The sequence below is a fragment of the Paenibacillus sp. J22P51 genome, assembly GCF_059692215.1.
On record NZ_JCAUAZ010000002.1, the window covers coordinates 305,300 to 320,131 of the forward strand.

The 14,832-nt window shown below is 46.5% G+C and carries 12 protein-coding genes; all 12 read left to right on the forward strand.

Translation table 11 applies throughout. The features are described from left to right. Positions 1 to 11: 11 nt before the first annotated feature. The 12 genes from AC58QC_RS06110 to AC58QC_RS06165 all read left to right on the forward strand — a co-directional run bounded on the left by AC58QC_RS06110 (position 12) and on the right by AC58QC_RS06165 (position 14,822). Complete coding sequence (locus tag AC58QC_RS06110) at positions 12 to 863, forward strand: carbohydrate ABC transporter permease (RefSeq protein ID WP_497414306.1); 852 nt, start codon at positions 12 to 14, stop codon at positions 861 to 863. A 259-nt stretch (positions 864 to 1,122) separates the two neighbouring features. Beyond that, positions 1,123 to 2,430, forward strand: coding sequence for an ABC transporter substrate-binding protein (locus AC58QC_RS06115; RefSeq protein WP_497414307.1), 1,308 nt, complete (start codon positions 1,123 to 1,125; stop codon positions 2,428 to 2,430). 67 nt (positions 2,431 to 2,497) lie between these two features. After that, on the forward strand, positions 2,498 to 3,766 hold the full coding sequence (locus AC58QC_RS06120; RefSeq protein WP_497414308.1) for an amidohydrolase family protein: 1,269 nt from the start codon (positions 2,498 to 2,500) through the stop codon (positions 3,764 to 3,766). Beyond that, the gene (locus tag AC58QC_RS06125) at positions 3,766 to 5,799 is read left to right on the forward strand and encodes a hypothetical protein (protein WP_497414309.1); all 2,034 of its coding nucleotides are present in this window, start codon (positions 3,766 to 3,768) and stop codon (positions 5,797 to 5,799) included. The genes AC58QC_RS06120 and AC58QC_RS06125 overlap by 1 nt, the downstream gene beginning before the upstream one ends. 13 nt (positions 5,800 to 5,812) lie before the next feature. After that, a complete protein-coding gene (locus AC58QC_RS06130; protein WP_497414310.1) occupies positions 5,813 to 7,192 on the forward strand; it encodes a sedoheptulokinase in 1,380 nt (459 codons plus the stop codon). Further along, a complete protein-coding gene (locus tag AC58QC_RS06135; RefSeq protein WP_497414311.1) occupies positions 7,182 to 7,844 on the forward strand; it encodes an aspartate/glutamate racemase family protein in 663 nt (220 codons plus the stop codon). Before AC58QC_RS06130 ends, AC58QC_RS06135 begins: the two co-directional genes overlap by 11 nt. Positions 7,845 to 7,884: 40 nt before the next feature. Then, positions 7,885 to 8,805, forward strand: coding sequence for a class II fructose-bisphosphate aldolase (locus AC58QC_RS06140; protein ID WP_497414312.1), 921 nt, complete (start codon positions 7,885 to 7,887; stop codon positions 8,803 to 8,805). Positions 8,806 to 8,821: 16 nt separating this feature from the next. Beyond that, positions 8,822 to 11,254 carry an alpha-mannosidase gene (locus AC58QC_RS06145; RefSeq protein ID WP_497414313.1) on the forward strand — a complete coding sequence of 811 codons (2,433 nt, stop codon included), beginning with the start codon at positions 8,822 to 8,824 and terminating at the stop codon, positions 11,252 to 11,254. Beyond that, positions 11,255 to 11,914 (forward strand): class II aldolase/adducin family protein, encoded by a 660-nt coding sequence (locus tag AC58QC_RS06150; protein ID WP_497414314.1) that lies wholly within the window; start codon positions 11,255 to 11,257, stop codon positions 11,912 to 11,914. After that, complete coding sequence (locus tag AC58QC_RS06155) at positions 11,911 to 13,197, forward strand: four-carbon acid sugar kinase family protein (RefSeq protein ID WP_497414315.1); 1,287 nt, start codon at positions 11,911 to 11,913, stop codon at positions 13,195 to 13,197. The genes AC58QC_RS06150 and AC58QC_RS06155 overlap by 4 nt, the downstream gene beginning before the upstream one ends. A 24-nt stretch (positions 13,198 to 13,221) precedes the next feature. Then, entirely contained in the window at positions 13,222 to 13,854 is a 633-nt protein-coding gene (locus AC58QC_RS06160) for a D-sedoheptulose-7-phosphate isomerase (RefSeq protein WP_497414316.1), read from the forward strand. Beyond that, positions 13,851 to 14,822: an ROK family protein gene (locus AC58QC_RS06165; RefSeq protein WP_497414317.1), complete on the forward strand. Its 972-nt coding sequence runs from the start codon at positions 13,851 to 13,853 to the stop codon at positions 14,820 to 14,822. Before AC58QC_RS06160 ends, AC58QC_RS06165 begins: the two co-directional genes overlap by 4 nt. Positions 14,823 to 14,832 lie beyond the last annotated feature (10 nt).

Genomic DNA, 14,832 nt, shown 5'->3' on the forward strand with positions numbered 1-14,832 from the left:
GTAACAATCCAGTGGTCAGAAGTGAAGAGAAACCGTTTGAACTCCATCTGTTACTATTGAAAATCATCATCTACGTGGGTTTAATTGCGATAGCCCTGACTTGTTTGCTTCCTTTCTATAGCATGCTGATTACGTCCACACATACGAATTCGGACATCGCTCGGAAGTTGTTGATCGTTCCTGGGAATCAGTTCTTGGTGAATTATCATCGGCTAATTGAAACTGTCAACATTTGGCGGGGATTAGGTAACACGGTTTTCATCACGGTAACGTCGACCCTGATAAATGTATATTTTGCAGCATTAGCTGGGTATGGCTTTTCCAAATACAATTTCCGTTATAAAGGCGTACTATTCATGATGGTGCTTGCAACGATGATGATTCCTGGACAGCTGGGGATTATCGGGTTCTATAAGTTAATGGATGTCTTTCATATGCTGAATACGTATTATCCGCTGTTGCTGACATCGATGTACAATGCTTTCGGCATTTTCCTAGTCAAGCAGTTCGCTGATACCTCCGTGCCTTCTGAAATTATTGAGTCTGGAAGAATTGATGGATATGGGGAAATGCAAATTTTCCATCGCATTATTTTACCTTTAATGAGTCCAGCACTGGCCACTTTAGCGATTTTTGCTTTTATTGGAAAATGGAATGACTTCTTAGTTCCGATGATTATTTTATTCGATGGTGATATGCAAACCCTTCCGGTGATGATCGCGAGTGTCAAATCGCAGTTCTCCTCCGACTTTGGCGCACAATACGTGGGGATTGTTATTTCGGTCGTTCCTATTTTGGTCTTCTTCTCTTTTATGTCTAAACGGATTATTAACGGTGTTGCAGCCGGGGCTGTAAAAGGCTAGGAAACGGACATTGAGAGGAGTGATGCTTACCAAAAAACGTTGAGATTATCTGAACCTATTCGTTACTATTTTTCCACAATAGAAAGTATAAGTTTTCGGAACCCGAAAACATCTTTCTATTTGGCGATAAAACCTTCCTCTAAACGCGGTCGCTCATCATTGAATGGCCTCGATAAAGGTTTTCTCATAGGAAAAAAATCCTTACAAGTTCAAAGCCAGTAGAACTACTAATTCTATTACATCAAAGGGGCGATTTCTCTTGAAAGCACAAAAATGGGCATCTATTTTAATGACTGCAGTATTGACTACAGGGGTTTTGACAGCATGCGGCGCGAAATCGAATTCGAATAATTCGGCAACTACGAGTCCAGCTGCAACAGCTGCGCCAGCAGTAGACCCAGCTAAGCTCTCTGGTACGCTTTCTCTTTGGACTTTCTTTGATGGAACAAAGGGCATTGCAACAGCATTTGAGAAGAAGTATCCAAATGTCAAAGTGGATGTAAAGGTATTCCCGGGCGATCAATATCAAATCAAATTGTTGTCTGCCCTACAATCCGGCAAGGATGTACCTGACGTGCTTGACCTTGAAAGAAGCTATGTAGGTAAATTCATTGAATCGCCTTTCTTAATGGATTTAGCGCCAATTGGTGCAAATGAACTCGTAAAAAATTATATTCCATATGTAGCAGAGCTTGGTAAATCATCGGATGGCAAAATTAAAGCGATCTCTGACCAATCCTCGCCAGGCGGCTTCTGGTATTTGAAAGAAAATGCGAAAAAGTTCCTTGGAACCGACGATTCAGCGAAAATCAGTGACATGGTGAGCAGCTACGATAAAATCATTGAGCTTGGTAAAAAAGTTGCAAAAGATAGCGATGGCAAAGTTCATTTGATCGCGAATACAGGTGATTTGTTCGATATCGCCAGCTACAATACGCAGCCTTTCTATGTGAATGGCAAATTAAACATCGATGCGAAATGGGAAAAAGTATATAACACGCAGAAAGATATCCGCGCGAATAATGTAGATGCTAAACTGCCATTCATGTCAGCAGGATGGGGAAATGCCCTGAATGACGGCAGTGTTGTACTCGTTGCTATGCCAGCTTGGGCGTCCTTTATGATCGGTAACAAAGATAACAAAGCGGTAGGCAAATTCGGCGTTGCCAAAACGCCAGAAGGCTTTTATAACGGTGGAACATTCCGTGCGATTTACAATAAGACGGCGAATAAAGACATCGCGAATGAATTTATCAAGTTCTCTGCAAGTGCAGAATGGCAAAATGCAGATTTGCTAGCAAGAGGAAACTTGCCGGCGCTGCAAAGTGTATATGATGCCAATGTAGATAAATACACAGGTACGCTAACTGGCGATCAGAAAGTGCTTCAACCTTACTACGCGATGATGAAGGCGATGCCTGTTATTAAGTCTGATAAATACAGCGACTCCATCCTCAGTACGTGGAGAAAAGTAGCTGGTCAAGGGATTACAGATAACAAAAGTTATGCGGATGTTGTAGCCGCTTTCCAAAAAGAAGTGAAAGCAGCGTTCCCAGAGCTTCAATAATGACAAATATAGAGGGCGGCTGCTTCGAAAGAAGCAGCCGCGCATTTAGAAGGAGAGAGACCCGGTAATGAGCACCCTTCATGATTATGTTAACAGAATCCGCATCATTGACGGTCATGAACATCTAGCAACACCGCAAATTCGTAAGAGAGAAAATCACGATCTGTTCTCCCTCTTGCATTACTTGGACTCAGATTTTTATAGTGCGGGCATGAAACAAGGTGTTCTGGGAAGACAGAGTTCCTTAGATGTGGAGCAAAAGGCTTCGATGTTTATGGACTATTGGCATAAAACGAAAAATACAACGTATGCTCGGATGTTCCGGACCGCGTTGGAAGATTTATATGGCGTTACGGATTGGAACGTGAAAAGCCTGCTAGAGGCGAATGAAAAGGTATTGCAAGCCACGCACAACCCGAATTGGTATGAGCAAGTTATGGCCGAAAAATCAGGTATTGATCTTGCCTTTACACTCATCCAAACAACCAAATTGGACTACGATCGCTTTCGTCCCATTATGTTTATGGATTTCGCATTTAAATTACGAACATTAAAGGATATTACCGCTGTAGAACGGATGTCTGGCGTCACGGTCTATCAATTGCGCCAATATTTAGATGCAGTGGATGCCTTATTGCATAGATATGTTCAGGAAGGCATGGTCGCAACGAAGTTCGGGCATGCGTACTGGCGTTCCCTTGCTTCAGGAAAACCGACTTTTCACGAAGCGGAGCTCGCTTTTAATCGATTAATGGGCTGCAGCCTGGAAGAGTCGCTCTCTCAAGCTGAAACAGTGGCGCTACAGGACTATTTGATTCATTATATTATCCAGCGTTCAACCGCCTACGGACTCCCGATTCAAATTCATACAGGACATCATGAAGTCAGTGTTTCATGCAACGGCAACACGATCACGAATTCCAATGTAGAGCTGCTCATTCCATTGCTGCTGGAATACTCAGAAACGAAATTCGTTTTGCTTCACAGCGGCTATCCTTATTATTTACCCTACTTAAGCATCGTGAAAAATTTTCAAAACGTTTATGCAGATTTGACCTGGTTGTATATCATTTCGCCGACGGCGGCTAAACAAATCCTGCATCAATTCATTGAAATGGTACCCATGACGAAAATACAAGGCTTTGGCGGCGATTATAACTATATCGAAGGCACGTATGCTCACCAGAAGCTAGCGAGGAAGGTCGTTGCGGATGTTTTGACGGAAAAGGTAGCAGAAGGCGCACTCGATGAAATCGAAGCGATGACATTTGCTGATCGGATTTTCCGCTTAAATTTAATTGACATCTATAAGTTGAAGGACATGGGGGTAAAGTGATGATGCAGTGGCGTTTATCGGATAACGGGTCCATGAAAGCAGTTCAGATTCAACATGCGGAATCCAAGCAAGAAGCCTGTCTGTCATTTACCCAATTGCTAACGGTAATCAACCGACAGGGAGACAAGGAAATCGTCCCTGTGGATGTAGCGTCATCGAATTCGGATGGACTTGAAGTGTCGGGGCAATCCGCAAACTTCCAAGTGAGCTCAACATGGAAACAACATCAGGATATTTGCGCCTATTACGAAGTGTTTGTAGACATTCAGTATAAAGGTAGGGAAGCATCTGCCCATAACCTGCAGTTTGGCTGTCAGTTAGAAGGAGCAGGTAAACCAGACTGGATGATTCCGGGTGCATTTTATAAAGAGAATCGTTTCGAGAAGAACCTGCGTCCTTACCCGCGTTATGATTTCCAAGGCGGCGACCCGCAGCAAATGGTGTCCGACTATTGGTCATTCCGTGCGGACCGTGCAGCTCTTCCAGCTGTATTCGCATGGAATGACGGCATGTGTGGCGCACTTTGTACAGAAGAAATGTCACCGCTCGGGATAAGCGGCTTGGGCTTCCGCGGCAATGCCACAGGTACGGAGATTTGGCTTAACTTTCCTTACAAAGAGGAACCCGTCACGTTTATTGGTAACGCTGTGCCAGCACCAGCTGATTTGGTTATGCATACATTTCAGCCGAATGAGAAAGTGCAGCTCCATCTCTATGTGTATGCAGGTTCACCAGATCCACACAGCTATAATCCATTTGTTCGTCAAATGTATGCGATACATCGCCAGGAGCACGGTCTCAATCCGTGGATGGGCTTAGAACAGGCAGCCGAATTAACGGCACATGGCCTACACGAATGGCACTATGACAAAGAGAACGACATATTAAGGGAAACCGCGGCATTCGACCGAGAGTTTAATAACAATGTGAAAGGGATGGGCGATCGTCCTCACATGCATGTCAGCTGGGTAAGCGGTGTGCCTTATGCCTATGCACTGCTGACATACGGTAGGAAAAAAGACAATTCCTCCTATACGGATGCAGGGATTGCGGTTCTGAATAAGATTGCAACAGGTCTTGCTCCAAACGGAACCTTCTGGGCTTCATGGGAGCTTGGCAGAGGCTGGACGGCAGGCTGGAATCCCAAGAGGACATGGCTTCAAGCAAGAACGGTATCGGAAGCCACGTTATTCCTTGTCAGGGCGTTAGCTTTCGAGCGAGAAGCGGGCATTGCGCATCCGGATTGGGAGCATGCTGTGCTGTCCAACCTGCGATATGCGGTGGAGCATCAACGGTCTGATGGGAACTTCGGCTCTTATTACGACTGTGAAACGGGCGAAGTGCAAGAGTGGGACGGCGCAGGCGGCATGCTATGGATTGCAGCCTTACTTGAGGGAGCGGCATACTTCACTGAAGAAGCATTCTCCGCTGCTGCGGTTCGTGGCGGCAGCTATTATGAACGGTTCATCCGTGATGAGTATATCTACGGTGCGCCAGAAGACGTTCATTTAACACCAACTTCAGAAGATGCTTATAATGCGGTCGTCTCCTATGTGTTGTTATATGAGTTTAATCGTCAGCCACTTTGGTTAGAGCTTGCATCAAGCGCAGCGGACTGGATGATGACATTCCGCTGGACGTATAATTTACAATTTCCTAAGCATTCCTTTCTTGCCCAATACAATTACTGCTCACGCGGTGCAGATCAAGCCTCAACATCGAACCAACACTTACACAATTACGGATTGTTTGCTGTACCTGAGATGTTGCGTTTGTGGACATATACAGGCGACCGCTATTATCTAGATCGTACCCGAGATCATATATCTTGCTTTTTGCAATTTATTGCAAGGGAAGATGGGGATTTCAATGCTTACAAAGGGATGGTAACCGAAAGATTCTATAATACGAATTGCTTTCAACCTAAAGGAATGATGTTGACACTATCCCATTCCTGGTGCATTGGACTCATTTTATATGCAGCACAAGCCTCTCTTTCTTATGAAAATGAGTTGAATTTATTCGATCGATAAGGGGGTACCCCCGATGTATGCGGCGGGCATTGATATTGGCACAACATCCCTTTGTATCCTCGTGACGAGTATCGAAGATGGATCCGTTATCCGTATCGCATCTAGAGCAAATGATTCAGACATTCCTGCAAAGGAATTTTGGGAACGTACCCAGAATGCAGATCGGGTTGTAGAACTGGTCAATGAGCTGATTGCAGAGTGTCAGGATGAGTGGAGAAACGTTCATGCCATTGGTATTTCTTGTCAAATGCACGGTGTGCTGTATGTAGACAGAGAAGGTCAAGCTGTTAGCCCACTCATTACATGGCAGGATGGTCGCGGAGATTTGCATTTTGCTGCGGGGCAAACGTATGCAGAATCGTTAACCGACTGGACAGGTTATCCGATAAATACGGGATTTGGCCTACTAACGCACTTTTATATGACGCATCAAGATGAAATTCCAATGCGTGCTGTGAAGCTATGCACGATTGGTGATTATGTGGCGATCAAGCTCTGCGGGGAAGCCACCCCGTTCATGGATCGCACGAATGCCGCAAGTATTGGACTATATTCGCTAATGACCGGGCAATTTGCTAAGGAAAAGCTAAGCGCGGCAGGGATGGATGCCAGCTATTTGCCAGAGCTTGCAACCGACCGCCAATTTGTTGGGGAAACGGCTGACGGGAAGAAGGTCGTCTGTGCGATCGGCGATAATCAAGCAAGCTTTCTGGGGGCGGTTCCCTCTTTTGTAGGACATCTACTTGTCAATGTGGGAACTGGCTCACAAGTATCTGTATATTCTCCAGATTTTATCCAATGTCCCATGCTGGAAACGCGTCCGTTCGTAGACGGTGGGTATCTGCTTGTCGGGGCTTCGCTTAGCGGTGGTAAATCGTATGAAGTGCTTGAACAATTTTTCCGTTCTGTGCTTGGCGCATTTGCTGAGGTGGATGAAGGCCGACTCTACGAGGCGATGAATCGCTTGGCGGAAGAAGCGACGTCAGATCCCGTTCCACCGCTTCGAGTTGGAACCCAGTTTTACGGAACTAGGGAGCATCCGCAAGCAACGGGTTTCATTGGAGGTATTCGAGTAGATAATTTCAATGCCAAACAGTTAACAGCTGGTTTCCTTCATGGCATTTTAGATGAATTAGTCGGTTGTACGCAGCAGTTTCCGACCCAAATTGTTGAGAAGCTAGTTAGGCTGGTCGCATCAGGCAACGGGCTGCGTAAAAATGTTGCGATGCAGCGAATCGCGATGTCTAAATGGCAGCTGCCCTTAACCTTTGGGAAGGTGAAAGAAGAAGCTGCTTTCGGTGCAGCCATTCATGCCACAGTTGTAACTGGTGATTTTAGAAATTATGAGGAAGCCCTACAAAGGATGCAAAGGAGCGATAGTTATGAAGCATAAACTTGCCATTATTCATACAACCCCCGTTACTGTAGATAGTCTAAAAGCGTTAGCAAATGAGCTTCTGCCAGGCGTTGATGTGATGAACTGGGTGGATGATTCCATTCTGCCGCAGCTCGCGGCAAACGGTGGGCAAATTGATGAGATCGAAGATCGCTTTCGTCAATACGCACTCATTGCAGAGAAAGCAGGCGCATCTTGCATTTTAAGTGCATGCTCCTCCATTGGAGAGCTCGTTGCCCGCGTACGACCTCAGTTGAGCGTTCCCATCATTCGGATTGACGACGCGATGGCAGAGTTTGCAGTGAGTTCTGCGGAAACCATCGGTGTGGCAGCAACGCTGGAAACGACACTTCAACCGACGAAAAGATTGATTTCCGGTAAAGCCGCGCTAGGTGGCAAAACGGTGCGTATTGAAGCTGTTGTAGCTAAATCAGCATATCAGAAGCTAATAGCTGGGGATAAAGAGGGACATGATGTGGAATTGGCTGAGGTTCTTCGCGAGCTTGCAACTAAAACAGATCTGGTCGTTCTTGCTCAAGCTTCCATGGCTAGAGTCATTTCGCAGTTTACTCCAGAGGAGCAAACGCGTTTTCTTAGCAGTCCAAGGCTAGGCATGCTGCGTGTCAAACAAGTGATTGAGCAGCTTTAATATATAGAGATAAAAATAGGAGTAAAAAGGAGATTTCATCATGACACCAACATCCACAAATTCACCAGTCATAACATTGAAGCAAGCACTAGAGGTAGCTGAAGCGAACCATTTTGCGATTGGTTCTTTTTCACCGCGCTATACTCCGATGATTGCAGCTGTATTACAAGCAGGACAGAGAGCCAACTCGCCGTTAATCGTGCAAATTTCACATAAAGAATTAGTTCGCTATGGCATTACGGCGGCTGAATTCGGCGAAGAGTTCTACCGTCAAGTAGAAGAAATGAAAATTACCGTTCCAGTCGTCCTTCACTTGGATCACACGAAGGAATTGGAAACTATTAAAGAAGCGATTGCAGCAGGATTTACATCCGTTATGATCGATGCTTCTGAGAAGCCATTTGAAGAAAATGCCGCGATTAGTAAAGAAGTTGTGGATTATGCTCGTCCCAAAGGTGTATCCGTAGAAGCCGAACTGGGGATGATTGGTACGACGGATTTCGTAGAGACAGATAAAGATGAAGAACTATTCACAGACCCGATTGAGGCAGCTGAGTTTGTGGCGATTACGGGTATTGATGCGCTAGCCGTTTCTTGCGGTACGGCACACGGTGTCTATGTCGTGAAGCAGCCCAAAATTGACTATGATCGCTTAATGAAGATTCGTAAATTAACATCTGTACACTTAGTCCTGCACGGAGGTTCTGGAGTGCCTCCTGAGATGATGCGTAATGCCTACCATTTACCCGGAGGCGGGGTTAGCAAAGTGAATATTGCAACAGATTTGGAGCTTTCCTTGCTCAAGGCACTTGGTCGTGAAGAACGCATGACGAATGAAGAATGTAAGAACTTGTCACCAGAATTGCTACAAATGGGTCGTGATGCGGTAACGCAAACGGTTATGGAAAAAATGAATGAATTTTTAAGCAGCGCAGGCAAAGCGGACGTTTTTAACAAATAACTAGGGGGTTCTCGTGATGAAAGAAAACAAGCTCTATATGATCGGAAACGCACATCTAGATCCGGTTTGGTTATGGCAATGGCAGGAAGGTTTCCAAGAAGCGAAAGCTACTTTCCGTTCCGCATTAGATCGTATGACGGAATCCGAAGATTTTATTTTCACGTCTAGCTCTGCTGCAATGTACGAGTGGATCGAAAATAATGAGCCTGCAATGTTCGCTGAAATTAAAAAGCGCGTACAAGAAGGTCGCTGGAACATTGTGGGCGGTTGGTGGATCCAACCGGACTGCAACATTCCGAATGGGGAATCTTTTGTCCGTCAAGGCTTGTATGGCCAGCATTATTTCAAGGAGAAATTCGGTGTAACGGCTAAAGTTGGTTATAACGTAGACAGCTTTGGTCATAACGGCATGCTTCCGCAAATTCTGAAGAAGAGCGGTATGGACTATTACGTGATGATGCGTCCGATGCCGAATGAAAAGGGGCTGCCTAGCCGTTTGTTCATGTGGGAATCCGATGATGGCTCGCAAGTCATGACCTTCCGCATTATGTATGAATATTTATCTTGGGGCAAGGATTTGGAAAACCATGTTCGCCGTTGTCTAGGCGAGTTCAAAGAGCCGTTGAACGAACTTATGTTGTTCTATGGTGTTGGTAATCATGGCGGAGGCCCGACGAAGGAAAATATCGAGAGCATTCGCCGCATGAATGCGGACCCTGCACTGCCGAAACTTGAATTTGCGACACCTGATGCGTATTTCAAGGAGATGGAGAGCAGAAATTTAAACCTGCCGGTGGTACATGATGACTTACAGCACCATGCAAGCGGTTGTTACGCGGCTCACTCAGGGATTAAACATTGGAACCGTAAAGCTGAGAATCGCCTTATGGCAGCAGAAAAGTACTCCGCACTTGCTTCATGGATTACAGGTCAACCCTATCCGGCTGAGTTCAATCAAGCATGGAAAAATGTACTCTTCAACCAATTCCATGACATTCTCGCGGGTACTAGTCTTGAGCCTGCGTATGAGGATGCGATGTATTTGTACGGAGAAGCCATGGCGATTGCCGACCGTTCATTGAATTATGCGGTTCAATCGTTATCTTGGAACATCAACATCGAACAGGATGTTTCCATGAAACCTATCGTTGTCTTTAACCCGCATGCATGGGAAAGCCGTGTGAATGTCGAGCTGGAAGTGGGCGGTATCAAACCAACGACTGTTTTATTGGATGACAAGGGGAACCCGGTCCCGTTCCAAACGGTGCAATCTCAAGCATCTGCCAACGGCCGCTTCCGTCTAAGCTTTATGGCTGATCTGCCATCCATGGGCTATCGCGTGTATAAATTAGTAGCTGAATCGGCTTCACATAAACCAGTTGGAGAACCGATTCAAGCTAGTGATGTCGTCATGGAGAACAAGCGTTTTCGCTTGGAGTTTGATAAAGAAACTGGCTTTATTAAAAGCTTATTTGATAAAGTTGCCGATCATGAAGTATTGAAAGGTGAAGGAGCGAAACCGATCGTACTCGATGATAAATCGGATACATGGAGCCACGATGTCCTGCATTTTAACCAAAAAGCAGGTGCCTTCAAAGCAAAAAAAGTATTCCGTGTTGAGCACGGTCCCGTGAAATCGGTTATTCGTGTAGTGAGCGAATATGGCAGCTCCAAACTTGTTCAAGATTTCGCGATGTACCCAGATCGCGATCAAATCGATGTTCAGGTGATGGTAGACTGGCGCGAATCGTTCAAAATGTTGAAGCTGGTGTTCCCTGTGAATGTTATCTTCAGCAAGCAAACCTACGAAATTCCGTATGGGACGATTGAGCGTGAACATAATGGTGAAGAAGAGCCTGGGTTAACGTGGATTGATTATTCCGGCGTTACTCGCAAAGGCAATATCATGTACGGCCTTAGCTTGATGAACGATGCGAAATACAGTTACAGCATACACAACCAGGAAATGGCGATGACGGTACTAAGAAGTCCGATTTACGCGCATCACGTACCTTTCGAACCGGATCCAAACGGCGAGTATTCCTTTATCGATCAAGGTATCCAACGTTTCTCCTACTCCTTGCTGCCGCATGAAGGAACTTGGGAGCAAGCAGGCACAGTGAAGCGTGCAGCAGAACTGAACTGTAAGCCGATTGCCGTGATCGAATCGTTCCATGAGGGCGAGCTAGCGCAAACGGATTCTTATGTGAACGTCAATAAAGATAATATTATTGTGAGTGCCATCAAGAAAGCAGAAGATAATCAGGATCTCATTATTCGTGTGTATGAGACGAACAAAACAGCAACATCTGCTGAAATTAACTTACCAAGATGGAAGCGTGTGATTAAGGCGGATTTCAAACCGTGCGAAATCAAAACTTTCCGAGTGCCGCACAATCCAGAATTGCCGATTAAAGAAACCAATCTGTTGGAATGGGACGTGGAATAAATGGACGCATCGGTTTGGCAGCAGTTGCAGGAAGCTGGGCGATACATGCTGAATAACGGCTTGGCTTGGGGAAACGCCGGCAACATCAGTGCGCGAACCACAGATGGCCATTATCTAATTACCGCAAGCGGAACGGATTTAGGTGAGCTCGGCGAAGATGATTTCGTCGAGTGCTCGATCTTGAAGGGAACTTCCTCTTCTTCGGCAGGAAAGAAACCGTCGAAAGAAGTTCCCATGCATCAGGCGATTTATGAGTCTCGCCCAGACGTAGGCGCTGTCCTTCATGCTTCCCCCTTTTACAGCACGATGCTAGCCTGCTCGTCAGAGAGTCTGCCGTCCGAATGGTTTGTGGAAACGATGTATTACTTGGAGCGAATTGAGCGCGTTCCTTATTTTCATCCAGGTTCCCGCGAGCTTGGTGAAGCTGTGCGTGAGAAAGCTTGCAAAGCTAACGTTCTCTTCCTCGAAAACCACGGTGTGCTTGTTTACGACAAGAACGTGAAGGAAGCAAGGATGGCTATGCATACGCTTGAAATGGCTTGCCATATGTATGTCGTGGCGAAGAGCTCAGGCATTTCCTTGCGCAAGCTGCCAGAAGATGTTGTTCAGAGCTTCTTGAATGAGTCCGGTTATCGGCCAAGAAGGAGGTTTTCGGAGTGATCGGTATTATCGCAGACGATATTACAGGTGCGAATGACATCGGGATTATGTATGCAAAGGCAGGCATTACAACGCATGTCTACCCGATGGAAGCGTGGACGTATCAGAGCAAAGGGAACGAGCCGGAAGTGCTCGTCCTTGACACACACTCCCGATTGGACACGCCAGAAATTGCTTACAAGAAAGTGTTTCATATGACGAAGAAGCTGCAGGAAGCGGGGGTAACACGTTTTATGAATAAAACGTGCTCCGTGTTCCGAGGCAATATCGGCGCCGAATTCGATGCCATGTTAGATGCCCTAGAGGCATCTTTTGGCATCATTGTACTTGGTTTCCCGAAAAATGGGCGAACAACGCTAGACGGCATTCATTATGTACATGGTAAAAAATTGGAAGAATCTGAATTTCGTAATGATCCAGTTCATCCCATGCACCACTCCAATTTGGTTCGTATTTTACAAGCACAAACGGTTCGCCGTGTAGGACTCATCCCCATCGATCGGATTGATCAAGGTTCATCTGTATTACAAGATGAAATCGCAAGAATGAAGAACGAAGGATTTCATTATGTGATCGTAGATGTGCGTGATCAGCACTCGCTTCAAATCATTGCGCAAGCTGTTCAACATGAAGCTATTCTTTGCGGCAGCTCAGCTTTAGCGGAGGAATTAGCTTTGTTAGAAAAGCCAGCAGCCGATGAATCGGTTGCTAGGAATCAACTCCCTGAGCTTGGAAGATCAGCTGTGCTGTGTGCGGCGGGCAGCTTAATGCCGCAAAGCGCGGCTCAAATTGCCTATGCCAAAAAGCAAGGGCTGCAAGCGCTGGAGCTCGATTCCATGCTCTTGTTTGATCCTTCGGAGAAGCAGGCCCATTGCGCCCAAATTGTTGAAGACGCTTCGCGTCTGCTAAAGGAAGGTCAAGATGTGCTCATTCATGCCTCGAACAGCCCGATGAAGGTAGCTGCGACGAAAGTGAAGGGAGCCGAGCTCGGCTTCGACAATACCGAGGTATCGGTGCTCGTTTCGAATGCACTGTCTGACGTGATAAGGTCTGTCGTCGATGAGACAGGGCAACAACGACTGTTAATCGCTGGTGGAGAAACGTCCGCAGCTGTTTGCGACAAGCTGGATATTGACGGACTTTGTATTTGGCAAGAAATTCAGCCAGGTTTGCCATCTTGTTTAACCCTTCAGATGCCGCAAAGGTTTTTGGTACTGAAGTCAGGCAGCTTCGGCACGGAATCCTTTTTCATAGAAGCGATTGAACATTTGAAACAGACTTAAGATTAGCAGGGAGGAGATTGGCGCATGAGTTCAACGTTTGAGCAGCTTTTCGTGAAATACCCAGATTTAGAGCCATGTCGTGCATCCATTCAAGGCGCATTTGAGGCGATGAAGCTTTCGTTTGAAAAGGGAGGCAAAATGCTGCTGGCCGGCAACGGAGGAAGTGCAGCGGATTGTGAGCACGTGGTAGGTGAATTAATGAAAGGGTTTATGTCGCCTCGCAAACTCCCTATGAAGCAAAGAGATCTAATGATGGTTCACGGCGAAGAGCAGGGAACTTACCTAGCGGATCATTTGCAGGGGGCGCTCCCAGCGATTTCGCTAGTGAGCCATACAGCATTTGCAACGGCATTTAATAATGATGTAGCAGCAAATATGGTATTCGCGCAGCAAGTATATGGGTACGGTCGACAAGAGGATACCCTCGTTGTTTTCAGTACCTCTGGGAACTCGGCCAACATTGTTCACGCTGTACAAGTAGCCAAATCAATGGGCGTAACGACGATTGGTTTAACAGGTGACGGCGGCGGTCGGCTGAAAGAACTTTGCGATGTGATCATTCGCGTACCGTACAGCTCGACTCCTGACATTCAGGAACGCCATCTTCCCATTTATCATGTGCTTTGTATGATGCTGGAGGAGGCATTCTTCGTATGAGTCTCCTACTAGGCGGAATTGATATCGGAGGCACGAAATGTGCAGCAGTGCTTGGAAGATCGGCTTCCGAGACGGTTAACATCATCGATAAAATAAGCTTTCCCACGCCTGCAACGCCCGAAGAGGCGCTAGTGCAGCTTGGCGATGCGTTGGAACAATTGCTGAAGCGCAACAATGCGGGTACTTTACAGGCCATCGGTATTAGCTGCGGAGGACCTCTGAGCAGTAAGGATGGTTTGGTCTTGTCTCCTCCCAACTTGCCTGGTTGGGATCGTATTGATGTGTTGACGCCTTTTCGAGATCGTTTCAGCGTTCCTGTCGGCTTGCAAAATGATGCTAACGCTTGTGCATTGGCGGAATGGAAATGGGGAGCCGGACGAGGTTCGGAGAATATGGTTTTCTTGACCTTTGGAACGGGCATGGGCGCTGGTCTTATCTTAAATGGTCGGATCTATGGCGGGGCTAACGATATGGCCGGTGAAGTCGGGCATATCCGCTTAGCGGAAGATGGACCTCTCGGCTATGGGAAATATGGCTCATTCGAAGGCTTTTGCAGTGGCGGCGGCATTGCCCGACTAGCTCAAAAGTTAGTAGAAGGCGATGTACGAGTCGGGGAGTCGACACTTTTACAGGCCGATCAACAAGAGTTGACGGCGAAAGATGTGTTTGAAGCTGCCCATGCCGGAGATGAACTAGCTATGTCAGTGATTCGAACCGTTAGTGTGCAGCTAGGTCGCGGACTGGCGATTCTGGTGGATATCCTGAATCCCGATACGATTGTCATTGGCAGTATCTATGAGCGCCAAGAGGCCATGTTAGCCCCTCTGGTTATGGCCGAGCTGCATCGTGAAGCTTTACCGATTGCACTTGGTGTTTGCCGAATTGTTCCTTCTGGATTAAAAGATAATGTCGGAGATGCCGCCAGTTTATCGGTTGCACTTCATGAATATGAACAACAACAGAATTAGAGAAGGAGGC